The organism is Lacipirellula parvula, from assembly GCF_009177095.1.
In the GTDB taxonomy this organism is placed as follows: domain Bacteria; phylum Planctomycetota; class Planctomycetia; order Pirellulales; family Lacipirellulaceae; genus Lacipirellula; species Lacipirellula parvula.
In genome coordinates, this window is record NZ_AP021861.1 from 4,944,795 (window position 1) to 4,971,710 (window position 26,916).

The 26,916-nt window shown below is 61.8% G+C and carries 20 protein-coding genes and 1 tRNA gene; 7 read left to right on the forward strand and 14 right to left on the reverse strand.

Going from position 1 to position 26,916, the window contains the following annotated elements; all coding sequences use genetic code 11:
- Positions 1-241: 241 nt before the first annotated feature.
- A complete protein-coding gene (locus PLANPX_RS19365) occupies positions 242-1,426 on the forward strand; it encodes a DUF1559 domain-containing protein (RefSeq protein ID WP_152100323.1) in 1,185 nt (394 codons plus the stop codon).
- Between the two features lie 109 nt (positions 1,427-1,535).
- Here the strand turns inward: PLANPX_RS19365 and PLANPX_RS19370 are convergent, their stop codons facing one another.
- From PLANPX_RS19370 to PLANPX_RS19410, 9 genes are all read right to left on the reverse strand, one after another.
- Positions 1,536-2,216, reverse strand: a complete 681-nt coding sequence (locus tag PLANPX_RS19370; protein WP_172992194.1) for a hypothetical protein — start codon at positions 2,214-2,216, stop codon at positions 1,536-1,538.
- Between the two features lie 353 nt (positions 2,217-2,569).
- Positions 2,570-2,642: transfer RNA gene (locus PLANPX_RS19375), tRNA-Val, on the reverse strand.
- 63 nt (positions 2,643-2,705) lie between these two features.
- Complete coding sequence (locus PLANPX_RS19380) at positions 2,706-4,601, reverse strand: CocE/NonD family hydrolase (RefSeq protein ID WP_152100325.1); 1,896 nt, start codon at positions 4,599-4,601, stop codon at positions 2,706-2,708.
- Positions 4,602-4,847: 246 nt separating this feature from the next.
- A complete protein-coding gene (locus PLANPX_RS19385) occupies positions 4,848-5,267 on the reverse strand; it encodes a hypothetical protein (protein WP_152100326.1) in 420 nt (139 codons plus the stop codon).
- A gap of 160 nt (positions 5,268-5,427) precedes the next feature.
- Complete coding sequence (locus PLANPX_RS19390) at positions 5,428-7,005, reverse strand: serine/threonine-protein kinase (protein WP_152100327.1); 1,578 nt, start codon at positions 7,003-7,005, stop codon at positions 5,428-5,430.
- Between the two features lie 170 nt (positions 7,006-7,175).
- Positions 7,176-8,801 (reverse strand): pectate lyase family protein, encoded by a 1,626-nt coding sequence (locus PLANPX_RS19395; RefSeq protein ID WP_194175108.1) that lies wholly within the window; start codon positions 8,799-8,801, stop codon positions 7,176-7,178.
- A 128-nt stretch (positions 8,802-8,929) separates the two neighbouring features.
- Complete coding sequence (locus PLANPX_RS19400; RefSeq protein ID WP_198421768.1) at positions 8,930-9,508, reverse strand: DUF3826 domain-containing protein; 579 nt, start codon at positions 9,506-9,508, stop codon at positions 8,930-8,932.
- A gap of 154 nt (positions 9,509-9,662) precedes the next feature.
- Complete coding sequence (locus tag PLANPX_RS19405) at positions 9,663-10,751, reverse strand: sugar kinase (protein WP_152100328.1); 1,089 nt, start codon at positions 10,749-10,751, stop codon at positions 9,663-9,665.
- 61 nt (positions 10,752-10,812) lie between these two features.
- Entirely contained in the window at positions 10,813-11,622 is an 810-nt protein-coding gene (locus PLANPX_RS19410) for an SDR family oxidoreductase (RefSeq protein WP_198421919.1), read from the reverse strand.
- Positions 11,623-12,277: 655 nt separating this feature from the next.
- Here PLANPX_RS19410 and PLANPX_RS19415 point away from each other — a divergent pair.
- Positions 12,278-13,627 carry a hypothetical protein gene (locus tag PLANPX_RS19415; protein ID WP_198421769.1) on the forward strand — a complete coding sequence of 450 codons (1,350 nt, stop codon included), beginning with the start codon at positions 12,278-12,280 and terminating at the stop codon, positions 13,625-13,627.
- Positions 13,624-14,919 carry a tagaturonate epimerase family protein gene (locus tag PLANPX_RS19420; protein WP_152100330.1) on the forward strand — a complete coding sequence of 432 codons (1,296 nt, stop codon included), beginning with the start codon at positions 13,624-13,626 and terminating at the stop codon, positions 14,917-14,919. The genes PLANPX_RS19415 and PLANPX_RS19420 overlap by 4 nt, the downstream gene beginning before the upstream one ends.
- Positions 14,920-15,091: 172 nt before the next feature.
- Here the strand turns inward: PLANPX_RS19420 and PLANPX_RS19425 are convergent, their stop codons facing one another.
- Positions 15,092-16,249, reverse strand: a complete 1,158-nt coding sequence (locus PLANPX_RS19425; protein WP_152100331.1) for a xylose operon transcription regulator XylR — start codon at positions 16,247-16,249, stop codon at positions 15,092-15,094.
- Between the two features lie 178 nt (positions 16,250-16,427).
- On the opposite strand from PLANPX_RS19425, the gene PLANPX_RS19430 reads away from it, so the two are divergent.
- The 4 genes from PLANPX_RS19430 to PLANPX_RS19445 all read left to right on the forward strand — a co-directional run bounded on the left by PLANPX_RS19430 (position 16,428) and on the right by PLANPX_RS19445 (position 21,307).
- Positions 16,428-17,828: a glycoside hydrolase family 28 protein gene (locus tag PLANPX_RS19430; RefSeq protein WP_152100332.1), complete on the forward strand. Its 1,401-nt coding sequence runs from the start codon at positions 16,428-16,430 to the stop codon at positions 17,826-17,828.
- Positions 17,829-17,876: 48 nt separating this feature from the next.
- On the forward strand, positions 17,877-18,851 hold the full coding sequence (locus PLANPX_RS19435) for a PmoA family protein (protein ID WP_152100333.1): 975 nt from the start codon (positions 17,877-17,879) through the stop codon (positions 18,849-18,851).
- Between the two features lie 450 nt (positions 18,852-19,301).
- The gene (locus PLANPX_RS19440) at positions 19,302-19,694 is read left to right on the forward strand and encodes a hypothetical protein (protein ID WP_152100334.1); all 393 of its coding nucleotides are present in this window, start codon (positions 19,302-19,304) and stop codon (positions 19,692-19,694) included.
- 107 nt (positions 19,695-19,801) lie between these two features.
- The gene (locus PLANPX_RS19445) at positions 19,802-21,307 is read left to right on the forward strand and encodes a sodium:solute symporter family protein (protein ID WP_152100335.1); all 1,506 of its coding nucleotides are present in this window, start codon (positions 19,802-19,804) and stop codon (positions 21,305-21,307) included.
- Positions 21,308-21,566: 259 nt separating this feature from the next.
- Here the strand turns inward: PLANPX_RS19445 and PLANPX_RS27810 are convergent, their stop codons facing one another.
- The 4 genes from PLANPX_RS27810 to PLANPX_RS19470 form a co-directional block, all read right to left on the reverse strand.
- Positions 21,567-24,830 carry a hypothetical protein gene (locus PLANPX_RS27810; protein ID WP_198421770.1) on the reverse strand — a complete coding sequence of 1,088 codons (3,264 nt, stop codon included), beginning with the start codon at positions 24,828-24,830 and terminating at the stop codon, positions 21,567-21,569.
- 142 nt (positions 24,831-24,972) lie between these two features.
- Positions 24,973-25,347 carry a hypothetical protein gene (locus PLANPX_RS19460; protein WP_152100336.1) on the reverse strand — a complete coding sequence of 125 codons (375 nt, stop codon included), beginning with the start codon at positions 25,345-25,347 and terminating at the stop codon, positions 24,973-24,975.
- Positions 25,348-25,445: 98 nt separating this feature from the next.
- Positions 25,446-26,240: a 4-hydroxy-tetrahydrodipicolinate reductase gene (gene dapB / locus PLANPX_RS19465; RefSeq protein ID WP_152100337.1), complete on the reverse strand. Its 795-nt coding sequence runs from the start codon at positions 26,238-26,240 to the stop codon at positions 25,446-25,448.
- A gap of 269 nt (positions 26,241-26,509) precedes the next feature.
- Positions 26,510-26,788 (reverse strand): hypothetical protein, encoded by a 279-nt coding sequence (locus PLANPX_RS19470; RefSeq protein ID WP_152100338.1) that lies wholly within the window; start codon positions 26,786-26,788, stop codon positions 26,510-26,512.
- Between the last annotated feature and the right edge of the window lie 128 nt (positions 26,789-26,916).

Below are 26,916 nucleotides of genomic sequence, written 5' to 3' on the forward strand. Positions count from 1 at the left end.
GAAGCCCTGAGCCGTCAGTGACGTTTTAAAAATCCCAGGCCGGCGTTCCGTCGGCCTGGGATTTTTTTGATTGTAGGAACCGGATGGCGCGACGTTATTCAGGCGCGTCATCTCGCCGCGCAGGTTGAATGCGGTTCGCCGTGATCTGCGCATAAACGGGTAAATATCCCGTCAATGCGAGTTGCTTGTGGCATCGACGATGAGAAGAATAAGTAATTGCTGAATGCGCTAGAAGCGCGTCGTGGCGGGCAGTTGGGCGTTGGCGTTGGAACTGGTTAGGAGCAAACAAGTAATGACTTTCCTGGGCATTCAATCTGGCCGTCGGGCGTCGCACTCGCGTCGTAACGCTGGCTTTACGCTGGTCGAGTTGCTGGTGGTGATCGCCATCATTGGCGTCCTCGTCGCACTGCTGTTACCAGCCGTCCAGGCGGCTCGTGAAGCGGCTCGGCGGTCCCAATGTCAGAACAATCTCAAACAAATGGGATTGGCTTGGATCAATCACGAAAGCGCTCAAAAGTTCCTGCCGAGCGGTGGCTGGGGATCGCAATGGTCCGCAGATCCAAACCGTGGGTTCGGCAAGCGGCAGCCCGGATCTTGGCTCTACAGTATGTTGCCATTTATGGAACAACAGCAGCTGTACCAACTTGGCAAGGGAACGACGATTGGCACTACTCAGTTTCAGGATGCTAGCCGGCAACTTCATACGACTCCGGTCGGCGCATTTATGTGCCCGTCACGCCGACCAGCACGGTTATACCTGGCGCAAATGGGCGGCTTAAGCGGCTCTTTCTCGTTTTTGGCTGCGATTGGCCAAGGAGAAGGAGTTGTCAAAACGGACTACGCCGCCAGCAGCGGCGACAGCACCTACACCGCGGCGTATGATGCCGAGCAACTCACGCAGCCCGGCGACTATGCGAACGCCGAAGTGGCTGGACGGAATGGAAGTCCTTTAGGGGGCGGCATCAACCGGTGCGACGACTCCGCTGACGGCTTTTTCCAAACCGGGGTTAGTCACTTTGCCAGCGAAATTAAATTGAAGCGAATTGAGGACGGAACCAGCAACACCTACATGGTCGGTGAAAAGTGGGTTGGCGCCGACCAATACGAAGGTACCGCTGCCACTTCCGGCCCCAACTTCAGCTTCGGCGAGAACCAAAGCGCCTATACTGGTTGGGAATGGGATCAACATCGCGGCGCCGCAAAAGCTACTGCCACAGCGGCTGTTGCGGAATTACGTCAGCCCACGCAAGATCAAGGCGGCGTTGGCGGCAACAATCCGGAAGTAAAATTCGGAAGTGCTCACGCCGGCGGTTTCAATATGGTTTTCTGCGATGGTTCCGTCCACAACCTCTCTTACGACATTGACTACAAGACGCATGGTTACTTGGCCAACCGGCTGGACGGTCAGGCTGTGACGGCTCCGTAGTAAGCAGTTGCTAATCGTCTAACGAATTGCCCAAAACGAAACGGCGGCGATGCATTGAGAATGCATCGCCGCCGTTTTTTGCTTTGGAAGAACTTGTCGTCGTCGCATCCTACTTGGTCGAAAGTTCGAAACGGACTTTTTGTCCCGTGATGGCGGGATCATCTGTTGCTACCTGCTGTCCCAGCACGGTTTCGGCGTTGTATTTGGCTGCAATCGTTTCCTGCCCGCCGGCCTTCTTCGAAACTTTCACTTTATAGAATCCGGGTTGCACGCCGGGCGGCGTCTCCTTCGAAGGCCGCTTGTCCTTCGGTATGGAAATAATCGCATTTCCGAAAGGGTCGATTTCACCGACGGCAGCTTGAACATTGCTGCCTAGGAATGCTTCTGGCTCAAGGGTCACTTCGCCGGTCGTTAACGGCTTGCCGTCAAGCGTAACGGTGGCGCGAATCAACATGATGCCTGTGCCGGCTGCCTGCCAAGCTTCAATTCGCTGCTGAATCTCAGCTTCCGACACCTTGCCGTCCTTATCGGCGTCGAGCGTCGCCATCGCCGCCTTGAGCGCCGGAGCGGCGTCGAGTTCAGCCGCGGCAATAAATCCATCGCCATCCTTATCGTAAGCCGTCATCGCTTCAGACGCGGCGCCCGAAGCGCTGATGCTCGGCGCTTGCACCCGCGACGGGCCGCTGCTGCAGCCAGCCAGCGCGGCCAGCAGGCTCACGCCCAGAGCGCTCGTCGTTGGGACGGCAACCGTCCAACGGCGGAAGAACGAAACATGATTGAACCGAGACATGACTTCAAAGCTCCTTGTGCGACCGGCAGTCGCGTCGAGGTGGGGCCGCCTGGCGTGAGAGTGATTCGGAAGCGGCGAAACGCCCATGGGCGCCGCCATCTTTCGTTGTACCCCACGCCCGCCAGTCGATCTACTCGCCCGCCAGCGTGAAACTGCGCACTTGCTTATCGCTCTCGCGCGAACGCTAGCGCAACGCCTCAGCCGCGAAAAATTGCGGCCCGCCGTAGGGATTTTACGGACATCGCTCACGCCCATTTAGTCCCGGGCTTCGCCCGGGGGGTCGGCGGCCATTCAGGCAGGGTTAGCCCTGCAATCGGGCGACCGGCGAAGAGAGCCGGTCAGGGAAAAGAGAGTGGGCGATGAGGGGCTCGAACCCCCGACATTCACGGTGTAAGCGTGACGCTCTACCAACTGAGCTAATCGCCCGTGCGAATCGCAGCCTTAACGCGGCTACCGCTGCTGCGATCGTAGTTTCCCGAGCGGGGGGCGTCAATTGCCGCTGGCGTCCGCCTCGGCGGCGGTGAACTCAATCCGCGACGGGTGCTCCGGCGAGTAGTAGATCCGCTGCTCGGCCGCCCGGTAATCCTCGGCCTTCGCCCGGGGGATATCGACAAACGTCTGCGGATTGCGGTCGATGAGCGGGAACCAGCTGCTTTGGATCTGGACCATGATCCGATGCCCAGCCCGGAACAGGTGGTTGCGGGTCCGCAGATCGATCGTAAATTCTTCGACTTTCCCCGGAGTGAGCGGCTCGGGGCGTTTCATACTGTGGCGAAACTTACCGCGCAGCACGTCGTCGGCGACCATCAGCTGGTAGCCTCCCATCTCCGGCCGGTCCGGATACTCCTCAGGGTAAACGTCGATCAGCTTCACCACCCAATCGGCGTCGGTTCCGGTCGTCGCTGCGAACAGTTTGGCGACGATTGCGCCGGTAAGTTCCACGTCTTCAGTTAGCGGCTGGGTGACGAAACTCAGCACGTCGGGACGATCGGCGACGAACCGCTGATCTTCCACTTTCCACAGCCGACCGGCCCGATCGAAGCGGGGATCGCGGCTATCCTTCAAGCCTTGCCAAAAACCCTGGATCGGTCGCTTCGAATAGGGGACCGGCTTGGTGGGATCGGAGACGAACGCGGCGAATTCATGATCGCTCGCAACGGGCCGATCCCAATCGAGCTCGCCGTCGGCATGGAGGAACAGCTCTTTCGCAACGACGCCTTTGCGCGGCGGCCAGGCGTCGTAGGTCTTCCAGACATTCGAGCCAGTTTGGAACATCGTCGCTTCGGGAAGTTCCTCCGCTGGTGAATCTTTCAACCAGCGGGCGAAGAAGGGCGCCTCGAACTTCTGCTGATAATGCGCCGTCAAGTCGCCGCCAAACTCGTACTCGCCGAGGCGATCGCCCGGGCCGCGCGACCATTGGCCGTGAAACCAAGGACCGACGACGATGCGGTTCAGGTCGCGTTTGTCGAGAGTTTCCAGCCGAGCGTAGAGGTCGAGCGCCCCGCCGAGATTCTCCGCATCCCACCAGCCAACGACGTTGAGCGTCGGCACCGCGACCTCCGTCAGCTGCGGGAGCGTGCAGCCCGCTTCCCAAAACTCGTCGTACGTCGAGTGAGCCATGAAGCTATTCCATGTCGGCGACGCATTCTTCATGTACCGCTCGTTCATCTGGCTCAGCGGACCGAGATCGAGAAAGAACTCGTAGACGTCGACCTGATCGTACGGGAACTTGGCGTTCGTCTTCGGATCGAAGTCGAAGAGGTAGGGGAGCTCCGCGCTAGGGCAGAGGCGAAAGGCGCCGTTGTGGAAGAAGTCGTCCCCCATGAAGTAGTCGCTCGGCGAAGCCTGCGGGCTAGCGGCTTTGAGCGCAGGATGCGGGTCGACAAGCGCCATCGCCACGTACCATCCGGGATACGAAACGCCGAGCATACCGACGCGGCCGTTGTTGTGCGCCACGTTGTTCACGAGCCAGTCGATCGAATCGTACGCGTCGGTTGATTCGTCGACGCTCTGCGGATCGTTACGATGCGTGACGGGGCGGTTCCAGATAAATTTTCCTTCGGATTTATGCCGCCCGCGGGCATCCTGTACGGCGATGATATAGCGCTGCGGCGCGAGTTCGCGGAACGTCGTGGCGAAATGCGTCGTGAACTCGCCGTCGGGATTCGTCACGCCGTAGGGCGTGCGGAGGAACAGAATCGGCAGTTCCTCCTGCTGCTGATCTTTGGGCGCGTAGATCTGCGTGTAGAGCTTCACGCCGTCGCGCATCGGAATCATGGCTTCCGATTTTACATACTCGACGGCTGGCTTCGGCAGCGCCGGCGGAGCGGCCGGCGCGCTCAGTTCGTGGAATAGTGAAGCGACAATCAGCAGCAACACAGGCATGGTGGTTCGAGCGCTCGTGATCAAATCGACGGGTGACAGCCCCCATCTCACTCCGGCGACAGGCTGCTGCCAAGCCTGGCTGCCCAAGATGCGCTAAAACGTCGCCGCCGCGCTGCAACCCTGCCGGCAATTCTGCCTCTGGACAGCAGAAAACGGCGCACAAAAAAAGGTTGCCTCCGCACTCGCGAGGGCAACCTTCTGGGTCGCAATCAATTGGCCGCTGACGAACGGCCAAGCCTGCCAGGACTACTTCTTTTCTTCGTCCTTCGGCTCTTCCTTCGACTTTTCCAAGTCGCCGCCCGGCAGCTTGCTCTTGGCGATCAGCTCGCCGAAGGTCGGGCTCTTGTCGTCTTCTGGATCGCTGGGCATTTCAGCGACTTTGGCCAGAGCGGCTTGGATTTTCTCCTTGTCCTTCTTGTCGGTCTTCGCGTCGAGCAATTCGGCGAGTTGCTTGCCATAGGCGTTGCGATGCGGGCCCGGCTTCTTGCCTTGGTGGCAGACGTTGCACTTGGCCTCTTTCTTGACGTACGCGGAGAATTCTTTGTCCGGGTGGTCGTTGACGTACAGCTTGTAGAACTCGACCTGGAAGGGGGCGATGGCGCTGGCCGACTTGGCGCCAATGGCGCTAAGCACGATGGCGCAAAACATCAGAGCGAACGTACGCATTTCGGGAAGCTCCTGGTCATCGATTGAACGCAGCGGGAAGGGAGGCATGCCGCCGTCGCCGCGCTAGGGTGTCGCCGTAGCGACAATCCCCGTAGGTAGGCAGCGTTCAGTAGAATTCGCTGCCAGCGGCGCGTCAAGTTGCGCGGGAAGTGCCGTGCGGCTAGGGCTTTACGGCTTCGTCGGCCGTCGCGGTTGGCACTGCGGTAGGGAGCGTTGCCGGTGGAGCAGGCGTCGACTCAACCGCCGCTTTCGACGCACTGACGGAGGACGTGGAGAGCGCCGGCGACTCGCCTGCGATCGACGGAGGCGGCGCCTCGGAACCTGGCCAGTCCGAAACGATATCCCACAACGTGCGGCCGGCTTGCCAAGGCTGCTCAAACGAGAAGGCGGGCGTCGACTCGATTGGCGTCGCCGCCGATAACGCCGTCGATCGAATCGGGTCGAGGACCACGGGACCATTCGCTGCCTCGCCGGGGGGCTGCAGCACCGAGGCCGCCGTTGGCAATGGCTCCGTCGCGGTCGCTTCAGCGGCAGTACCTGTCGCCGACTCGTCGAACGTCACTACAGGCGCACTCCGCAGTTCTGGGAAACTCACCGGCGTCACACTGCTACGGCCCGCGCGATCGGCGATAAGTCCGAACAGCAGAAGTGCAGCCAGCGGAACGGCCCACAACGCGTGCCTCCGCCAACGAGGCGCCGTCCGCGGCGGCATGGTCCACGGCAGCGTTGTCGCCGCGAAGGGAAGGGGGGCGTTCAAGCTCTCCAAAATCTCTGCGAGTTCCGCAATTAAATCGATCGGTGTTTGATGCCGATCCCCCGGCGCCTTGGCGAGCATCCGCCGTACGACGCGCGACACCGAGTCGGGAATATCCGAACGGAAGCTGCGCAAGTCAGGCGGCCGATCACTCTGGTGCTGCAGCAATTTTTGCAGCGCCGTCCCCTGCGCGAACGGCGCCTGGCCAGCCAGCATGTAGAACAATGTGCAGCCAAGCGAATAAACGTCGCTGCGTGTGTCGGCCAACCGCGGATCGCGGGCCTGCTCAGGCGAAATATAATCAAAGGTGCCGAGCGTGATGCCGGTGGCAGTAAGCTCTTGTTCCGTTTCGTCGTTGATTTGCCGCAGCCGGGCGAGGCCCATATCGACGAGCTTCGCCTGACCGTCGATCGTCACCAAGATATTCGACGGTTTGATGTCGCGGTGAACCACCTCGCGCTGCCAGGCGTGGGCGAGCGCATGGGCGATCTGATAGACGTAGCTGATCGCCTCCGCCACCGGCAGCGGGCCGCGCTGCGAAACGACGTCGCGAATGTTTTCGCCGTCGATATATTCGAAGACGATGTACGGCAGCCCGCGGTCGCGGCCGATGTAATGGACGCGAGCGATGTTAGGGTGGTCGAGCCGCGCCGTCGATTGTGCTTCAACGAGAAAGCGGCGCTGCAAATCTTCGTCGCCGACTTGCCGCGGAGCGACGACCTTCACCGCAACGATGCGATCGAGCGTGGTGTCGAGGGCTTTGAACACCACTCCCATGCCGCCGCCGCCGATGAAATCTTGCAGCAGGAAATGGCCCAGCATCTCACCGCGCAGGGCGTGCGACAGTTCGCGCGTGGTCAGCCCCAACGGAAAGACTTGCGGCGTCACCGACGACGCCGAGCCGATGACGGTAACGTCGCTTTCCAGCGAGTCGGGGAAATCGCCGTCGGCGCCAAGCGGCTCGTGGGCTGAGTCGTGGTCCATACGACGGTCGTTCGGCAGGCGCCAAGGGAAGGAAGCCGCACGCGGGCGTGGGGGCGGCCGCCTGGTTCGCGGAAAAGCTGGGAGATTCGCTCCATTATAGGCGGGGCAGGGGGAGGGGCAAACTTGGCCGTTACGAGCGGTATTTCCCGATCAATCGGCGGTTTAATGGCTCATGGAATGTTCCAGAACAAATCGACGTACGTCCGCGGCGCCGGCCACGCTTGCTTCGGAGCATTCGGATCGAGGCCGTTAAGAAAATCCTCGATGTTCGTGTAACCATCGCCGTTGGCGTCGGCGCTCGCGTCGGTTGCGTCGTTCGGATTGAGGCGGTGCCGGCGCTCCCACTCGTCCGGCATGCCGTCGGCATCGGCGTCGGCGTACGGCTCGCCCTGGTAGTCGGGATAGCCGCCGACCTGCTTCACGTCGGTGATAACTCCTTGGCCCGCCGCGTACGTCACCGTGCCCGTGCGCACCATCTTCGCGATCCGTTCGTCGACGGCGTCGCGTCGCGGCTTGGTCGCGCCGGAGTTCGCGAGCACATGCTCGAAGGCGTCTTGCGCCGACTCGATTTCTAGAAACGAGCCCGGGTAAGGTTTGTTGATCCGCACCTGCGGCAACACGATATCGGGCTCAAAGCCATCGGCCAGATCGACCTGCACGCCGCCGGCCCAGTTGTCGGCCGTGACGGCGTCGTTCCCTTCGACGATGTTGCCCGCAACGTAGGCCCGACCGAAGTCAGCGTTGAAGTGAGGACTGCGGCGCGACTCGGGCTTGAGAATGCGATAGGAAATCTCCTCCTCGCGCGGCGTCGCCGGCCCCGGTTTGAAATAGTTGTTGATGACGTTGTAGTAGCTGCGGTGGTCGCCGCCGTCGACCGTGCGATGCCGCCAGTTGTAGACGACGTTGTTCGCGAACGTGAAGTCGTAGATCATCCCCACGCTCGAATTGCGGCCCGTGTTGCACGCCCACAGGTTGTGGTGAAACGTGCTGTTGTACCCGCCGAGCGTGCTGCCGAACGAATGCTCGTAGGTGTCGAGGCATTCGCTGAAGATCGAGTTTTGAATGCTGATGTTGACCGTCGGCAGCTTCAGTTCCTTCGAGCCGTCTGGCGGCTGGTACATGTGGCGATACATCGACATATTTTCGTCGAGCCCCCAACTCGCCGAGACATGGTCGATCATGATGTTGCCGATCGGGTTGCCGCCGATCGAATCGTTGCGATCGCCGACCCAGGTCGAACCGCGGCGAAACCGCATATGGCGGATAATCACGTCGTGCGTTTCAAGTTCGACCGTATCGCCGGCGATGCAAACGCCGTCGCCCGGAGCGCTGCTGCCGTCGATAGTGATATACGGCGCACGCACGATGATCCGCTCGTTGAGCTTGACGACGCCGGCGACGTTGAAGACGACGATCCGCGGTCCGGCCGCTTCGAGCGCTCCGCGAAAGCTGCCGGGCCCGCTGTCATTGAGATTCGTGACGACGTACACCTTCCCGCTGCGACCGCCGAAGCTGTACATGCCGCCTCCCTGCGCGCCGGGAAACGCGGGAATATTCGCCTGCGGCAAATCCTCTGGCTTAGCGGCCCAAGGAATGTACGGCTTGCCTTTGGCGGCCCACTCTTCAATCGTTGGTTGAGCTGCTTTCCAAATCTCGTCGGAACGTTGCCGCAGGGCGATGAGCTTGGCGTTCGCTTCTTCCTGAACTTCCTTAGGCACTTTAGGGTACGCGGCGTGCGCCGAGAGCGTGGCGTTCACGATGAGAATACAAGCGATGGCGACGAGAACGAGCTTCATGGTCGACGCTACGTTGAGAGGTGAAGTGGGTGGCTCTTCTCCCCAGAGGGGAGAGGTTGGGTGAGGGGTTAGTCGTTCCTAGCAGCGTGAATCCCTCCCCTAGTCCCCTCCCTTCGAGGGAGGGGGATTTAGCGGGCGGTGCGATCTTTCTCGGCTTGCTTGAGATCGTATCCCGCTTGCGACAGATAGTTGTTGATCCGCCCCTTATACTTCCCGAATATGGCATGCTTCGCGTCGGACGAACCGGCGTCCATCGCATACTCGCGGGCTTCGAGGAGCTGCGCATGAATCTCTCGGCGCTGATCGGCGGTCAGCTGCGGCAGTAGCTCTTGGTACGCATTGAGCGTGAGCGGCGCCACGCCGTAGGTCATTCCATCCTTCACCGCATCGACTTGCTGCGGCGAAAGCTCGGCGCCAAGCCGCGCGAGGAAGCGGCGATGGAGAGCGTTGAGCTCCGTCGCTTCCGCGCCGCCCGCATCGTAAAGCTGACCTAACGACTGATATTGCTGTGCGATGAGATCTCGCACTCGCTCCACCTGCTCGGCATCGTCTAGCTTGAGCACGGCAACGATCTTGGCCGCGCGCTCGCTGAGCGCCTGCAGGTGAGCATCCACAGCGGCTTCGTGAGCCGCCGCCGTTTGCATGAGACTACCAACTGCTAACGCCGCGCAAGCAGCCGCCGCCACGTGGCGAAATGAAGTGAGCATGCCAATCGCTCGCAAAGCCGAAGAGAGTGAGAAGCGATAAGAACGCCCTCATTCTAGGCGAGCGCCAGGCCGCTCTCCACCTGCCGAGCGGCAGGGGAGAGCGCAGCTTCCGAATGTGCCGCATACGGCTTCCGTCGCAGCCTGTCGGCGGCGCCTACCGCTGCACGCGAGCCGTCCCGCCCTTGGCGAGGGCCTCCACCTCATGCAGCCGCGCCATCGACACATCACCAGGGAACGTCGTGAGCAGCGCCCCATGCGCCCAGCCGAGCCGCAACGCCTCTTCCGGCGACCGCCCGTTGATCAGCCCGTAAATTAGCCCTGAGGCAAACCCATCGCCGCCGCCGATTCGATCGATCACGTCGAGATGCATCGTCGGGCTGACGTAGCTTTTGCCGTCGAGCCACAGCACGGCGCCCCAGTCGTGGCGGTTGGTCGAATGGACCTCGCGAAGCGTCGTCGCCACGGCCTGAATGTTCGGAAACTCTTGGCGGACCTTTTCGATCATCGCGAAGAACACCTGCGTGTCGAGCTTCGACTTATCGTGGGCGTCGACCCTCGGCCCTTCGATGCCGAGGCTCATCTGCAAGTCTTCCTCGTTACCGATGAGGACGTCGACCTCGCTGGCGATGCGACGGAAGACTTCTTGCCCCTTCGCGGAGCCGCCAAGGGTTGCCCACAGTTTCGCGCGGTAGTTGAGATCAAACGAGCGAACGGCGCCGGCCGCCTTCGCTGCCTGCATGCCTTCGAGAATTACTTGCGACGTTGTTTCTGAGAGCGACGCGAAGATGCCCCCTGAGTGGAACCACCGCACGCCGCCGGCGAAGATCTCGCTCCAATTGAAATCGCCTGGCTTCAGCAGGGCGCCCGCTTCGTTCGCGCGGTTGTAAAAGACGACTGGCGCCCGAGCGCCATGGCCGCGGTCGCTGTAGACGGTCGCGATGTTCGGCCCGCGAACGCCGTCATGCTTGAAGCGCTTGAAGAACGGCCGCACGCCCATTTCGCGAATCTGCGCCTGCACCAATTCGCCGATGCCGTTGTCGACCATCGCGGTCGCGACGCCCGTGTTCAGCCCGAAGCAGCTGGCAAGGTTCGCCGCGACGTTGTACTCGCCGCCCGAGACATGCACCTCGAACGAACGGGCCTTACGAAAGGGCAACACGCCCGGATCGAGCCGATGAACCACGGCGCCGAGGGCGAGGAAGTCGAGGGCACAAGCATCTTGGCGAATATTGAGTGCAGACATGTAAGCTTGAGTCTAGCTGTGTGATTGAGTGGTGTAGAGAAAGCGCCGAACGACCTGGAAACTAGATCGTCGTCGCCGAAAAACCGCCGTCGACGACGATGTTCTGACCAGTGACGAACGACGCCGCACGATGCGATGCCAACCACACGGTGGCGCCGGCCAGTTCGTGCGATTCACCGAAGCGGGCCATCGGCGTGTGGCCGATGATCTGGCCGCCACGTTCGGTGTAGCCGCCATCTTCTTTGAAGAGGAGGCCACGATTCTGTTCCGCAGGGAAAAATCCCGGGCTAAGGGCATTCACGCGAACGCCCCGCGACGCCCATTCGCGGGCCAGGAATTGCGTGAGGTTGATCACAGCCGCCTTCGCCGCAGAGTAGGCGACGACGCGAGAGAGCGGCGTCATCCCGGCCATCGACGCGATGTTAATGATGCTGCCGCGACCGGCGACGACCATCGTCTCGCCAAAAATCTGGCATGGCAGCAACGCGCCGCCGACGAGGTTGAGGTCAAAGACGTTCTGCCACGCTTCGACCGGCAGCTTGCAGAAATCGCTCCCTGGCGGCAGCGTTGCATCGGGTCGATTGCCGCCCGCAGCGTTTACCAAAATGGAAGCTGGACCCAGTTGCGCAGCGATGGCGTCGCGAGCCGTACGCAACGAGTTGGCATCGAGCGCATCGGCCGATTGAAAGATCGCCGTGCCGCCGCCCGCTTCGATCGCTTGCACTCGCTGCCGACCGCGCTCTTCGCTCCGCCCGACGACCGCCACTCGGGCGCCGTACGCCGCGAGCGCGTTGGCCATCGCTCCGCCGAGAGCGCCCGTCGCGCCGATGACAACGGCAGTCTCACCATCAAGTTGAAATAGATCGGACAGCATAGAGAGCGACCTAGCGATGAGCGGATATGAAAGTCAACCGTTCCGAACCAGACCTGTAGCGCTGCGTTCGGAGCCAGCGGTTGGGGTCGAGGATAGATGAAAGAAATTTGGTTGTCGACGGTCGGCGCTACAGAGTCGTCTTCGCTCACGCGTGAGTCGCAGCTCACCGACCATGAGATGATTTGGATCGAGAACCGACATCGTCAGCTGGACTCCGACCGCCACGCGGCGTCGCGCTGCCGCAACGCTCCGCATAATGGCCGACCCCGGCGGCGACGACGCCTCCCGTAGAATTGCCCGACGGCCAAGACTGCTCGGCTGACCCATCCGTCGCCATCCGTCGCCGCCCGTCGTCGCCCCCCAACACGACGGCCGGCTCGCCCGAAAGCAAATGGCTGTTGCCGCCCCGACTTGCCCGCACCTTGCGTTTTTTGGAAGACATTTTGCAACTAAAGCCTCCTGGATGCAAATAAACGGGTGCGTAAGATGGGTTGAAGCGGTCCAAACCGCGATCCAGGCGTAGCGCACTGTCCACAAAATCCTTATCGTGTGAATGCCCCTGGCACCTCCGAACTCGACTCAGCAAGTTCAGGCGGGCGTCGATCGGTGGCTTGGCGGCCCTCGTTCGTGGATTGGTTGATAAGGAAGATCGATGCTCATCGCGCAAAATCAAGAGAATATATCCGGCAGAGCGCAAGACCTTGCCGCACTCGAGGCGACGGTCCGCGACGCCGTTCGCGAGCAACCGGTGTGGGACTTCCACACCCACCTCTACCCGCCGTCGTTCGGCACTCCCTTCGCTGGCTCCGGTAAGGCCTCGGATCCCAAGGGGCTGATGCTGTGGGGCATCGACGAACTCCTCACCTACCACTACTTGGTCGCCGAAGTCTTTCGCGTCGTCACGCCGCAGCAACTGTCGTACGACGACTTTTGGCGGATGACGAAGCGCGAGCAGGCCGACCACATTTGGAAGCACCTGTTCCTCGAACGCTCGCCGATCAGCGAAGCTTGCCGCGGGGTACTCACGACGCTCCAGCGATTGGGTCTCGATCCCGCCGAACGCGACCTTGCCGGCTATCGCCAGTGGTTCGATGAGCAAGATCCCGATCGCCACATCGATCGCGTCATGGAAATCTCCGGCGTCTCGCGGATCACGATGACCAACGCCGTGTTCGACGACAACGAACGCCTCCGCTGGCTGGAGAATCGCCACGTCGGCGACGATCCGCGCTTCGCCGGCGTGTTGCGGTTTGATCCGCTACTGCGCGACTGGCCTGCCGCCGCAGCTCAACTTGTTCGCTGGGGTTACCCCGTGAACAAAACGCTCGACGATCAAACGGTCGAGCAAGCCCGCAAGTTCATTCGCGACTGGATCGATCGTGTCCAAGCACTCTACTGCGCGGTTAGCCTGCCACCCGATTTCCGTTACGAGGGGCTCGAAGACCCGCGCACCAGCAGCACCGTCTTGCGAAAGATCATCCTGCCGGTCCTCGCTGAGCGCGACTTGCCCTTCGCGATGATGATTGGCTCGCGCTTGCGCGTGAACCCCGAGCTCCGGGACGGCGGCGACATGGTCGGCCTCGCCGACGTCGCCAGCGTCGCCCGCATCTGCAGCGATTTCCCCCACAACCGCTTCTTCTGCACGATGCTCGCTCGCGAGAATCAGCACGAACTCGCCGTCGCCGCCCGCAAGTTCGGCAACCTGATGGTTTTCGGCTGCTGGTGGTTTGTGAACAACCCCTCGCTAATCGACGAGATTACGCGGATGCGAGTCGAGTTGTTGGGAACGAGCTTCATTCCGCAACACTCCGACGCCCGCGTGCTCGATCAGCTGATTTACAAATGGGATCATAGCCGCGACCTGATTGCGAACGTCCTCGCCGACAAGTACCGCGATGTTGCGGCGACGGGCTGGCGGCCGAGCGAGAACGAGATTCGCCGCGACGTTCGCCTCTTCTTCCATGAAAACATGTCCAACTTTCTCGGAACTCCGACGCCATGAGTGCAGGCCCCGCCGCCGTCGTTACCACCCGCCCCGCCCCCAGCCCGCTGGGAATGGAGCCGAGCATCGGCTTCGGCGACCGCTTGGGACTCGGCACGCCGGGCCACGTGGCGGCGCTGCGTGAAGCGGGCGGGCCAATCCGCGGCATCTTTGCTCAGCAGTCGATTCGCGAGATGACGCGCACCGGCCGCAGCGCGGAAACGATCATGGCGGCCGCAGTCGACGCCCTCGCGAAGCTTCGCTTCACTGATCCCTGGTCGGCCGACGGCGACCACCTGAAGACGCCGGCCGATATACGCCGCACGATGGCCGCGGGCTTCGTGATGTTCACGCTCGACCCGTCGGAGGAAGTCGACCAATCGGCCGACGATTACGATGCGAGTACGCTGACGGAAAAGTTCGCCGCCGCGCGCGAATTCGCGCCATGGTTCGACGAGTATCGCGGACAGTCCGTGCGATTGGATTCCGGCGTAATCGAGTTCGATGAGCAAACGCTCACGCGGGCGGCGGTGAAGTACGGCCGAGCCATCCGTCGCGCGATTTCCCTCGCTCAATGCGTGGAGGAAGAAGCCAACCGCCTCGATCAGCCCTTCGAAATCGAGCTGAGCATCGACGAAACGGCCCACCCGACGACGCCGGCCGAGCACTACATCATTGCCGACCAATGCCGTCAGGCGGGAGTCAGTCTCGTGAGCCTCGCGCCGCGATTCATCGGCGATTTTGAGAAAGGCGTCGACTATAAGGGCGACCTCGCGAAGCTCGAAGCGTCGATGCGGATCCATGCCGAGATCGCGCGCCGACTCGGCCCTTACAAAATCTCGCTCCACAGCGGTTCGGATAAGCTCTCGATGTACCCGGTCCTCGCGCGGGTCACCGGCGGTAAGTTCCATGTGAAGACGGCAGGCACGAGCTATCTCGAAGCCCTCCGCGTCGCGGCCCAGCACGATCCGTCCCTCTTCCGCGAGATCATCGACTTCTCACGGAGCCGGTTTGACGAAGATAAGGCGAGCTACCATGTCTCGGCCGTCGTCAACGAGATCCCGGCGCCCGACGAAGTCGAAGACTCTGTCATTCTCGAACGGCTCTACCTCGACCGCTGGGAAGACGTGGCGCCAGGACGCGGATTCACTGAACCAGGCCGGCAGATATTGCACTGCACGTTTGGCTCGGTGATCACCAATGCCAAACTCGGCCCGCGGCTCGTCTCGTTGCTGAAGGCTCACCCGCAGGAGCACTGCGAGATTCTGCGTCAGCACTTCGTGCGGCATTTGCAACCGCTGAACGCAGGGTAGTGGCCAGTCCGCTAGAAGACTGGGCAGGATCACGGGATTTCATGGATCGACGAGATGGTTGATCGCGGTCGCGCGCGATCAAACTTCGTAACGCCCAGTGTTTTCTCTAGGCCAGCCGATACGCTCGATCCTGTTATCCCGTCCATCAATCCAAACAAGTTCGCCAATCGAACTACGACAGCGTCGACTTGCGGTACTCGCGCGGGCTCATGCCGAAATCTTGTTGGAACGCGATCGCCAACTGTTTCGCCGACGAGAAGCCCGTTTGCTGGGCGATCGAGTAGACCTTCACCGCCGGATCTTCCGCCAGCAGTCGCCGCGCCATCGCGAGCCGTTGGCGGCGTAGATACTGATAAGGCGTTTCGCCAAGCACGTCGCGAAACGCATATTCCAGCCACCGCCGCGAGACGCCGGCATGCTCGGTGATTTGGTCGATCGTGATCGGCTTCTCGATATGCTGATGCAGGAACGCGAGCGCGTCGCGGAGGCGTGAGTCAGAGACCGCGAACGTCGCCGTTGATTCGCGCTCCACGACTTGCAGCGGCGGAATTGGCGCTTCTTCGAGCGAGACTTTCTTGCCATTCAGCAAGCGGTCGAGCATCGCCGCGGCACGGTAGCCTTCTAATTGGTCGTTGCGAGCAACGCTGGAGAGCGTCGGCGCCGAGTGCTCGCAAATGATTTGCTCGTTGTCGACGCCGATCACGGCGATCTGCTCCGGCACTTGCAGGCCGACTTGCCGGCAGGCATCGATTGCTTGACGAGCGCGGTAGTCCGACACGGCGAACAACCCGCACGGCGTCGGCAGCGTGGCTAGCCATTCGGCGAGGACGCGATATTGCATCAGCCATTGGTTGCCGCCAAGCCCGAACGTTGGCTTCGAGAGAAACTCGACGCAGCGATATCCAGCAGCGGTAATGCGTTCCTCGAAACCTGCCTGCCGGTCCTTCGAATACTGAACGTCGCTCAGCCCATAGAAGGCGTAGGCTTGAAATCCTTTGCCGACAAGATGATCCGCTGCAAGCGAACCAATCGCGTGATTGTCGACAATCGACCGCGGCACCGGCGATCGCTGGAGCGCACTCGAAATGTTGACGAGCGGAATTGATAGCGAAGCAGCACACGCCGCTTCCTGCGCGGTGTTGATTGCCGCCAAGATGCCGTCGCCTGGCCAGCCGACGAGATCGAGCACCGACAGCGACAGCGACTCTGGCGCCGTAATATAAGACCAATCGCACTCTTGATCGCGGGCATATCGGAGCACGCCTTCGATGAAGACTTCCTGGTGCGCCCCGCGCGGGAATGCCAGGGCAATTTCGCGTATGCGTTTCATGACGAGACTCGGCCGAGTAAATTGGCGGCGTCGAAGAGAGTAGAAGAGAAGTCCCAGCTGCCAGCTGCGATTTTCCGCCTATTATTGCAAGGAGCGAGACTGGACTGCAACCAGATCGCCCAAGCACAATGCAGAAAGATCGCTTTTCGGGCCAATCACCTCTGAAATAGGTCGATCCATGCAAGTCGCTCGCTCAAGCTGCCTCGGTATCGTTGCGGTCTTGATCTGCCGCGTCGCCGCGTGGGGAAGGGAGGGGGCTTGGGAGGAGTTGCCCGCGGTCGTCCAGGCGATCAGGACTACCGAATTCCCCAATCGAGACTTCTCGATTGCCGAGTACGGCGCTCATGAAGGGGGCGCTCGCGAGGGAGGCGCTGCCGACTGCAAGCCGGCGATCGACGCAGCGATTGCCGAATGCAGCGCCGCGGGGGGCGGCCGCGTCGTCGTGCCGCGAGGCGAATGGCTCGTCAACGGGCCGATCCATCTCCGCTCGAACGTCAATCTCCACCTGGCGAGCGACGCGACGCTCAAGTTCTCTCCGGAACCGCGGTATTACCTGCCGGCCGTGTTCACGCGGTTTGAAGGGACGGAGCTGGTCAATTTCTCGCCGCTCGTTTACGCCATCGACCAGGAAAACGTCGCGATTACCGGCGCCGGGACGCTCGACGGCCAAGCGGGGCCGAAGGCGTGGTGGCCGTGGAAGGGAAAATGGGGCGGCGAGGTCGACCATGGCTGGCAACCGGGCGATCCCGACCAGACGGCCGCCGTCGCGCGGCTGGGCAAACTGGCCGACGCCGGAACCTCGCCGACCGAGCGGCGCTTTGGCACGGACGATTACTTGCGTCCCAGTTTCGTGCAATTCTACCGCTGCCGGCGCGTGCTGATCGACGGGGTGCGGATCATCAACTCGCCGATGTGGATCGTGCACCCTGTTCTGTGCGAATCGGTGATCATCCGCGGCGTCAGCGTCCACAGCCATGGGCCGAACAACGACGGCTGCAATCCCGAGTCGTGCCGTAACGTTCTCATCGAGGACTGCGAGTTCAATACGGGCGACGATTGCATCGCGATCAAGTCGGGCCGCAACGCAGACGGCCGACGGCTGAACGTTCCGAGTGAGAACATCGTTATCCGCGGCTGCACGATGCGCGACGGCCACGGCGGCGTGACGCTTGGCAGCGAGATGAGCGGCGGCATTCGCAACGTCTACGTCGAGGATTGTGAGATGAGCAGCCCGAACCTGGAGCGGGCGATTCGCTTGAAATCGAACTCGCTCCGCGGCGGGTTTCTGGAGAATCTGTTCGTGCGCAACATTCGCGTCGGCGAGGTGAGCGATGCAGTGATTCACATCGACTTGCGCTATTTCGACGAAACGGGCGAGCATCCGCCGGTCGTGCGGAATCTGCATCTCGATCATATTACGTCGGAAAAGAGCGGCCGACCGCTCTGCTTCCTGGGCACGGCGCGATCGCCGATTCGGGACGTGGTCATTGCGAACTGCCGGTTCGAAACGGCTGCCGAGCCAAGTATTATTGAGCATGTCGAGAGCTTGCAGCTTCTCAATGTGATGCAGCCGGAGTAACGCTAGATGGCCCGCAGCAGTCAACAAGTCTTCTGATGATCGAGCAACATGATTCAACCTGTTCCGAAGACTCTCTTGAGTGCGCTCTGTTTCGTTGGCGCCCTTGCCGCCGCAAGCTCCGCGGCTGAACCGAAGCTCACCGTCAGCGAAGAACCGGACGGCGCGACCGTCTACGTCGACGGCGAGGTGTTCGCCCGCTACCTCAAACGCTCGGGCACGCGACCTGTGCTGTGGCCGATTAACGGGCCGACGGGCGCTCCGGTGACGCGTCGCTATCCCGTCGGCGGCCGCGGGCCGGGCGAGGAGATTGATCATGTTCATCACCGGTCCGCGTGGTTTGGGTACGAGGGAGTTAACGGATTTGATTTCTGGCATGAACCGGAGCCGGGCGTGAAGCGGCCTTACCCCGCGGGGACGGTTGCTCACCGCGAGTTCGTGCGGCTCGACAGCAACGATAAAGCCGCCGTCGTCGGCGCCCGCAACGATTGGCTCGACCCGAGCGGTAAGGCGATCGCTCACGATGAACGGTTGTTGGAATTCGGCGCGACAAGCGACGCCCGCTGGATCGACTTTCGGATTCGGCTGTGGTCGGCTGACGGACCGTTGACGATTGGCGATACGAAGGAAGGTCTGTTTGCGGTCCGCGTCGGCAGCACGATGCGGGTCGACGCGAAGCAAGGAGGCCGGATCGTTAACAGTCACGGGGAAACTGACGGAGCAACTTGGGGCAAGGAAGCGGAGTGGGTCGACTATCAAGGCCCGGTCGACGGCGAGCAGGTTGGCATCGCGATCTTCGCCGATCCGAAATCGAAATACGGCATGCCCCGCTGGCACGTTAGGCCCTACGGGCTCCACGCGGCGAACCCGTTTGGCAAGGCGGCCTACTCTGGCGACGCCAACGAGAAAGGCGGGCTCACCGTTCCTGCCGGCGAATCGGTCGATCTTCGCTATCGCATCTATCTTCATCGCGGCGATGAAGTCGTCGGTAATGTTGCCGAAGCGTACGAGGCGTTTGCTAAGTGAGCTGACCCGCGGGCGGCGTTTTGTCGCCGAGCGAATTTTGTCGCGAAACGCCTTTATGGCGACAGAATTCGTAACCTCTTAACGCTGCGGCATTTCTGTCCCGTGGCGCCAGCGCCAATTTTGTCGCGACAGAATTGTGTCGCCTGATGCATTTTTGGCGACACAATTCGTAAGTCGCCTTACGTATTGGAGTTGCGATTACATTTCATTGCATCGTGTCTTTGAAACTGCACGTCGCGTTGCGAGCCATGGCTGCGACTGCGCCCATAGCGAAAACAGTGACAAGCGCGCAGCGCGAGTGCTTTGCCGGCGACGTACGCGGGCGAACCTCGACTCAATGGTCATGCGTACACAGTACAGATGTCAGTGGCCGATTTCAACAAAAAAATGAGTGGCTGATTTGGTAGTTGCTAAGCTGAAGTAAAACAGCTGCTCGTGAGTACCTAACGTATGGCCGATCACGATCCACCGTCTGACCGCGAATCGGCGCGAACGTTCCGTTGGAGCCTCCGCACGTTGCTGCTCGTCGTTGTTCCGCTGTGCATCGCCCTGGCTTATGGCGCTGGCGAGTTTCGTCGCGTTTCGCGAGCCGTCGCTGCGCGCAATCTGATGATGAGCAAGGCGGCGATGTCGCCGCGTGCCCCGCTCGCCGACGGCGTCCTGCGGTTCAGAAGCGGCGCCGTCGCCGACGCGGATTTGGCCGCCTTCGTGCCCGCGTTTAACGGCGGCCTGCCAGACGGCTTGGGAACGATTCGCGTTCTCGACCTCAATGGCTCGCCCGTGAGCGAGGAGGCGATTGGACGCTTTCGCGTCGCTGTTCCCGAGTGCGAGGTGCGGCGCTAAGGGCGAACGCGTCAACGGCCGCCCCTCTATCGGCAGTGAGCGGTTTGAGGTTAGGCTGCTGAGCGGCTACCTCGCCAACGCTTCACCTTTCTCGATTTCCGCCGCCCGTGTCCCCCACCGTCTTGCTGCCGCCGCTCGCCGCGCTTGATCACGCTCAGCTTGATCGCTTCGACTACGTGATCATCGGGTTGTATCTCACGGCAATGCTTGCGCTCGGGGCGGTGCTTTCTTCGCGGATCAAGGCGTTCAAAGATTACTTTCTCGCCGGCGGGGCGCTCACGACGCCGCTGCTCATTTGCACGCTGGTAAGCTCGTACTACGGCATCGAGGCGATGTTCGGCACGAGCGAATCGGGGTTTTATTACGGCGTTGCGGCGTGGTTTTGGTTTAGCTTGCCGTTTTACGTGTTCATCACGTTCGCGGCTCTTGTCATCGCCCCGCGACTACGACGCTACGAAGGGGCGATGACGCTTTCCGATATTCTGGAACGACATTACGGCCAGCCAACGCGGGTGGTGGGGGCGATTGCGTGCTTCCTGTACTCGGCTCCGATCATCGCGATGGCGGGCATGATGACGCTGATGCAATTTCTCGGCATTCCGATCGTGTGGGGATTGCTGGCGGCGATTGCGATTTGCGCGGCGTACACGATGCTGGGCGGATTGTGGGCCGATGCGATCAGCGACACGATGCAGTTTGTGCTGATGTGCGTCTCGCTGGCGATCGCGATTCCGTTCGCCGTCGAGTGGATTGGGGGCTGGACGTTCGTTGAACAGATGAAAGCGGCGGACGAGACGGCTCACCACTTTTCTCACCACGGAGGCCAAAGCGGCTGGATGCTGGCCGCGTGGACGATGACGTGCCTCACCGTGCTCGTCGAACCGGCGTTTTATCAGCGGACGTTTGCGGCGGCGGGTACTCGCAGCGTGCAGCGAGCGCTGCTGACCGGCATCGTGTTGTGGGCTGCCTACGATTGGGGGGTGACGCTGATCGGCATCATCGCTCGTTCGGCGGTGGAGCGAGGGATGCTGCCTGCCGATCTCGAAGGCAAGGCCGCGCTGCTGACGATTTGCATGGAGATGCTGCCGACTGGGCTGAGGGGACTGATGATTGGCGGCATTCTGGCGGCGGCGATGTCGATGATCGACAGCTATTCGCTGCTGGCGAGCGGCAACGTCGTGTACGACGTCTACCGGCCGCTGTTCAACCCGCAGGCGTCCGACCGCCGACTGCTCGTGATGACGCGCGTCGGGGTGTTTGCGGTGATGATCGCCTCGGCGCTGATTAGCCTCTTGTTCGAGCGAATGCGCGATACGTGGCAGTTTATGTCGGGCATCATGGCGTCGGTGGTGCTCGTGCCGGTGATGGGGGCGTTTTTTAGCCGACCGAAGCCGGCGGCGGGGCTGGGGGGCGCGATCGGCGGGTTCATCGGGCTGATCGCGTTTTATGCGTTACTTTACGCGCGAGGCGAGTTCGACGACGGTGAAAAAACCTTTGTCTGGCGAATCGCAGGCGCAGAGATATGGCAAGACTATGCGGTGCTGTGCGCACTGCCGGTGTCGCTAGCGGGGTTCATTGCGGGCAACAGGTTTGGGAAGGAGGCGCCGCGATGATTGAGATCGTCACGTGGTTGAGCGTTGCGGTGCTGGGGCCGGGGTCGATTGCGATCTTTATTTGGTTCTTGTGCGATCTGCGGCGGATTTTTCGGCGGGATGAATAGGTTGTGTCGGCGGATTTCCCAAAGTAATTCTTGTGGGAGGCGTCTCCGACGCCGATACCGGTCACCACCACACGCGGTTAAGTATTGCAACGCCGCTTCGGGGTCGGAGACCCCTCCCACAATTTTTGGGGGCAAGGCTCTGTCGGTATGACTTACCGCGGCGTCTTTCGAACCGCCGCAGCTTTCAGCGTTTCGACGATACTGCGCGGAACCTTTAGCACCGTGCCGTGCTTGTGCCCTTTGGGGAACGAGACCTCGCCGGTCGCATCGACGAACGTCTTGAAATCTTTCGTCCGTGCGGCGCCGTAGATTTCCTTGCGATAGGCGTCGTAGTAGACGAGCCACTCGTCGCCGAGACGCAGCGCCGTGGGGCCTTCGCTGAAATGGTCGGTGAACGGCCCAGTCACGTCGCACCACGGGCCGAGCGGGGTGTCGCCGACGGCCGCGTAGAGTTGGTGGCCCTGACGCGTGTTGTTCTTGAGTACCAGGACGTAGCGGTCGCCGTCGCGGACGATCGTCGCGTCGATCACGCTGAAGCCGGGATCGCAGAAGAGTTGCGCAGGGGAGAATTCTTTGAAGTCGCGCGTCGTCGTGCAGTACATCCGCTGATTGTTGTCGTGCGGTTCGCCGTTGTCGGAGAACCGGCCGGGGATGGTCGACGCCCAGCAGACAATGAATTGGTCGTTGGGCTCGTCGTAGAACAACTCGGGCGCCCAGACGTTGACTGTCGTCGGCTCGTGCTCCATCACGGGGATAAACTGCTGCTCGCTCCAATGAATGAGATCTTTGGAGTTCGCGTAGCCGAAGCCTTGGTCGTCTTTCCAACCAGTCGTCCAGACGAGGTGGAAGGTGCCGTCGGGACCGCGGGCGAGGCTGGGGTCGCGCATCAGTTGATGCTGGCCGACCGTTGGCTTAAGGAAGGTTCCGGGGCTTTCTGCCCACTTGAGGCCGTCTTCGCTCGTGAGGAAGTGGAGGCCGTCTGCGCCGTTCTCTCGAAAAGACGTGAACAGATACGTTTCATCCGCAGCGTCTGCTTGCTGGGCGAGGACGGATTCTAATTCCGCGACGCCGCGGTTGGTCGCCGTAAGCTTCGCGGCGGCGCGTTGCCGGGCGTTCGCCTCGGCGACGACGCTCGACAGGTAGTCCTCCAGGTTCGTGTAGCCGTCGTGATTGCGATCGCCGTTCGCATCACTCAGGTCCCCCGCGGGCGAGCGGGGGTTGAGTCCGTGGACATCCTCCCACGCATCGGGAATGCCGTCGTCGTCGCTGTCCCAACCGGCTTCGCGATTGACTTCGGGGTAGTCCTCCCAACCGCCCACGTCTTTCTGCGAGTCAGGAAGCCCCTTCAATCCGCTGACGCTGCCGGTGAACGCGGCAACGCCGTCGCGGACTTCATCGATCACACGGCGATCGTGATCGTCGAGCGTTGGAATGTTGCAGCCCACATTCTTCAGAACGTCGTCAAACGCTTTCTCGGCGGTTTGCGTCGCGACGAAGGATTCGAAAAACGGCTTCTCGACGATGAAGTTGGCGTGAGGCTCGCCGCCCCGTTCGAAGACGCCCGCCAGCGGCTCGTCGGCGTCGTAGCGGCCTTCCATCACGTTACCGGCAACGAAATATTCTTGCGGGCCGAAGGCGGGGACGGCTTCGCGTTCGGCCATCAGCACGTGGAAGACGTCCGAGGCTGGGCCGGGCTTGTAGTAGTTGTTGACGAAGTTGACTTGCCGGGCGCCGCCGTCGGTAGTGCGATGGCCCCAGTTGAAGACGACGTTGTTGCGGATATCGAGTCGGCCGGCGTGGCGCGTCGCCTTATCGAGGCCGCCGGCCAGACTCCAATTGCGCCCCGAGCAGTGAGCGAGCAAGTTGTGGTGGAAGCTGCCGACGTCGCCGCTGATGCTCGCGGCGTAACCGTGCTGCGTTCCCTTCTTGTACTTCTTGTGGCCGGCGATGTTGAGGGCCTCGGAAATGAGCGTGCGTTGCAGCGTGACGTTGCGGGCGCCGCGCGAGCTGAAGGCTTCGTCTTGCGTCCAGCTGATCGAGCAGTGGTCGATGATCGAGTGGTCGGTCGAGGCCATCCCCATGCCGTCGAGCGTTTGTCCCGACGTGTCGCCGGGGCGAACGCGGAGGTAGCGGATGATCGCGTCGTGCGTGCCGAGCATGCCGAGGTTGTAGTTGGCGAGGCAGATGCCTTTGCCGGGCGCCGTTTGGCCAGCGATGGTGAGATACGGATTGCGGATGATCAGCTTACTTTGCAGGACGATCTTGCCGCCGACGTCGAAGATGATTGTTCGCGGGCCGTCGGCTTCGACCGCGGCGCGAAAACTGCCAGGGCCGCTGTCGTTGAGGTTCGTCACCTTGAGAACGGCGCCGCCGCGGCCGCCGATGGCGAAGCGACCGTAGCCCTCGGCGCCGGGGAAGGCGAGATGTCGCGGGCGAAACGTCCAGACGTCGCCCGGTGTGACGCGGCCGGCGGCGTCGATGGCATCGACCCGCCAGGCGTAGTGGAGGAGCGATTTGTTCGGGTCGACGCTTACCTCGATGCTGCTGCCGTCGATCGTGCCGAGATGCGCAGGCGAACCGCTGACGGCGGCGGCGATTGTTTCGAACGCCGCGTCGGCGGAGTCGCCGGCGGCGAAGTAGAGTTCGTACTTCACCGCGGAGGCGGGGGGGCGCCATTCGAGGCGCACCCGGCCGTCGTCCCCGTCGACGTGGGCGTCGTCGTCGGCAGGGGAGGGGGCGCGGCACTTGCGCGTGGGATCGACGGCGCCGATTTCAAAACCATTGAGGATCACCTGCGCGTCGGCGTGTGGGTTGGCCGCGGCGATGCGAATCAGAGCGGCGCCGCGGTCGCCGACGGTGAACGGGATGCAGGCGCTCGCTGCAGAGAGGTTGTCGGCCGCTTGATGCGAAGGCTCAACGGTTTGTTGGTCGGAGTTTTCCGCTGCTGCGCCGTCGACCGTGATGCGGTATGCATCGCTCGCCGCATCGTCGAGCAAGTTGTGATAAGTGACCAGCGAGTGCTGGCCGGCGGGCAAGCCTTCAATCGCGATCTCCAGCGTTGCCGCTGCGTTCGCGCCGCTGGCTTGCACGCCGTCGGTCGCCATCGTGGCGCCTTTGGCGAGCCCCTTCTTGTTCCAAACGCCGCGAAGCGCCGCCGGCGACTTGCCGTCGCTGCTCACCGCGCGCAGCGTCACCGTCACGCCGTCGAACGTTTGCGTCGCTGTGGCGCTGTCGGCGACTTGCCACTCTTGCCAGCCCGGCGTGCCGGTGTCGTTGCGGCCGGTGTTCATGCCGAGATCGACGCGGAGCGGGCGGGCCCAACTTGGCGCGGCGGCTAGGCTAGATTGCCCGCATGCCGTCAACGGAACGATGACCATGAGCGCAGCGGATGCCATGTAGACGCGAGATCGGATCATAGCGAGCGTGCTCGAGCGACCAGGAAGAGAGGGCGCCGCAAACGACATGGCGCCCGTGCCATATTCTAGCAAGCAGCGACGACGATCGCTCGTCATGCGGGCCGCGACTTAGGCAGCCACCGCGACGGAAGATGCTGCGAAATCAGACGTGCGCACTGCGGCGCGCGATCTCGTTTAGCACTTCCGACAGCGGATACTGGATGATCGGGATTTCGCTTTTCGCCACTTCATTGAGCCGCCGCCAACCGCGGGTGACGAGCCCCTCTTGCTCGGCGACGTACGCGGGATCGAGCGTTCGCTTGTCGAACGGCCCCTCGACGACGACCGGTGCGAAGTCGGGCGCGACGATGTATTGAGCGAGCACCGGATTGCAGCGGATGTGGCGTTCGGGCGTCGTGTGGAGAACTTCGGGATCGAGCATGCCGACGACGTACCGCAGGTACATGTCGCTGTCGGTGAGCTCAGGAACGTCCTGGCCGCAGACGTCGCAGAGGTAGCCTTCGTCGCATTTGGCCATTTGAGGTTGGTCCGTTGTCAGTTGTCCGTGGTCAGTTGCGAAGGCGGCTCGAAGCAGCGACAGCAGCAACTGACAACTGGCAACGGACCACTGACACCCTACAGCCCCAGCACTTCCTTCATCCCGTACATTCCGGCCGGTTTGCCGACGAGCCACTTGGCGGCGAGGATTGCGCCCTGGGCGTAGCAGTCGCGGTTGCTGGCGGCGACGCGGAGTTCGATCGTTTCTCCGAGCATGCCGAAGACGATCGTATGCTCGCCTGGGTTATCGCCGGTGCGAACGGCGTGGTAGCCAATTTCTTGGGGCGTCCGCTTGCCGGTGCGACCTTCGCGGCCATGCACGTGCTGCGTCAGCTCCATCGCCTCGGCGACGATCTCACCGAACTTCAGCGCCGTACCGCTGGGGGCGTCTTCCTTGAAGCGGTGATGACGTTCGATGATCTCGACGTCGACGCCCGAGGGATAATCCTTCAGCACCTTGCCGGCGATTTCGGTGAGCTTCATCACGAGATTGACCGCGGTGCTCATGCTCGGCGCGAAGACGATGGGGATTTGCTGCGCGGCCTTCGCGATGAATTCTTTTTGATCGCTTTCGAAGCCAGTGGTCGCGATCACCAGCGGCTTCTTGAACTTGAGGCAGTGGTCGACGATCGCGATGCCGGCGTCGGGGACCGAGAAGTCGATCACGACGTCGGCCGCGCTTTCGCCGACGACCGACAGCGGCACGCCGAGCTTCTCGCCGCCGGCGACAACGCCGGCGTCTTGACCGAGCAATCGGCAACCGGCCGACTCGAGCGCGGCGACGATTTCAATCTGGGAATCTTGGCTGGCGATCGCAACAACGCGACGGCCCATGCGCCCGGCGGCGCCGTGGATGGCTAGTTTGGTGGGCATGCGAAGTTCAACCTTAATTCAGCTGCTGCGGATTATCGACATTAGACGTGGATGGAAGCTGGCCTACAACGGCGTCGGACGACAGCCGACGAGGCGGCAAGGTAACAGATTGCTCGCTTGATAGCTCCTCCAAACGCCTCAACTCAGCGAACATGGCATGCACGTCGCCTGCAAATTGCTCAGACCATTTCTTGGCCCCCGCACGAACTTCGTCCACGATAGGGTCAGTCCACATCCTCGTACCTTCCCAAGAGGTTCATCGCAACCAACTAGCTGTTCAAGTAGTCGCTTCCAGTCACATACACAGAAACGCAAATCGATAGCCCGCACTCAGCACACAACTTCAATAACTCCACCGGGAAATCATTTGATTGCCCAATGCTCTGCTGATACGGAAAATCCCAACCAAAATCGAAATACGCCTCCTCGACGCCGGCAGCTGACGTGAGTTGCGAAATTTCAGCTCGGTGTGTTTGCAGAAAGCGGATTGTATCCGCAATTTGCTGCGGAACGCTCCCGCCATCAGCATCGCTCGCCAGAAACGTCACACCGCCATTCTCGTGAAGGCGCGTCGACCGTGTTCCTCTTGGTTCGCCCTGTCGCCACAGAGCGTAAGGGGCTAGCGAACAACTCGCTAAGGCGTGGTGGGCGTCAAACCCCTTGCCGGCGATGTGCA

Coding starts and splice junctions, on each gene's coding strand:
- PLANPX_RS19440 (WP_152100334.1), top strand. CDS start 19,302: ATGGCCGATCACGATCCACCGTCTGACCGCGAATCGGCGCGAACGTTC.
- PLANPX_RS19420 (WP_152100330.1), top strand. CDS start 13,624: ATGAGTGCAGGCCCCGCCGCCGTCGTTACCACCCGCCCCGCCCCCAGC.
- PLANPX_RS19425 (WP_152100331.1), bottom strand. CDS start 16,249: ATGAAACGCATACGCGAAATTGCCCTGGCATTCCCGCGCGGGGCGCAC.
- PLANPX_RS19370 (WP_172992194.1), bottom strand. CDS start 2,216: ATGTCTCGGTTCAATCATGTTTCGTTCTTCCGCCGTTGGACGGTTGCC.
- PLANPX_RS19405 (WP_152100328.1), bottom strand. CDS start 10,751: ATGTCTGCACTCAATATTCGCCAAGATGCTTGTGCCCTCGACTTCCTC.
- PLANPX_RS27810 (WP_198421770.1), bottom strand. CDS start 24,830: ATGATCCGATCTCGCGTCTACATGGCATCCGCTGCGCTCATGGTCATC.
- PLANPX_RS19460 (WP_152100336.1), bottom strand. CDS start 25,347: ATGGCCAAATGCGACGAAGGCTACCTCTGCGACGTCTGCGGCCAGGAC.
- PLANPX_RS19415 (WP_198421769.1), top strand. CDS start 12,278: ATGCTCATCGCGCAAAATCAAGAGAATATATCCGGCAGAGCGCAAGAC.
- PLANPX_RS19430 (WP_152100332.1), top strand. CDS start 16,428: ATGCAAGTCGCTCGCTCAAGCTGCCTCGGTATCGTTGCGGTCTTGATC.
- PLANPX_RS19400 (WP_198421768.1), bottom strand. CDS start 9,508: ATGCTCACTTCATTTCGCCACGTGGCGGCGGCTGCTTGCGCGGCGTTA.
- PLANPX_RS19380 (WP_152100325.1), bottom strand. CDS start 4,601: ATGCCTGTGTTGCTGCTGATTGTCGCTTCACTATTCCACGAACTGAGC.
- PLANPX_RS19395 (WP_194175108.1), bottom strand. CDS start 8,801: ATGAAGCTCGTTCTCGTCGCCATCGCTTGTATTCTCATCGTGAACGCC.
- dapB (WP_152100337.1), bottom strand. CDS start 26,240: ATGCCCACCAAACTAGCCATCCACGGCGCCGCCGGGCGCATGGGCCGT.
- PLANPX_RS19435 (WP_152100333.1), top strand. CDS start 17,877: ATGATTCAACCTGTTCCGAAGACTCTCTTGAGTGCGCTCTGTTTCGTT.
- PLANPX_RS19385 (WP_152100326.1), bottom strand. CDS start 5,267: ATGCGTACGTTCGCTCTGATGTTTTGCGCCATCGTGCTTAGCGCCATT.
- PLANPX_RS19390 (WP_152100327.1), bottom strand. CDS start 7,005: ATGGACCACGACTCAGCCCACGAGCCGCTTGGCGCCGACGGCGATTTC.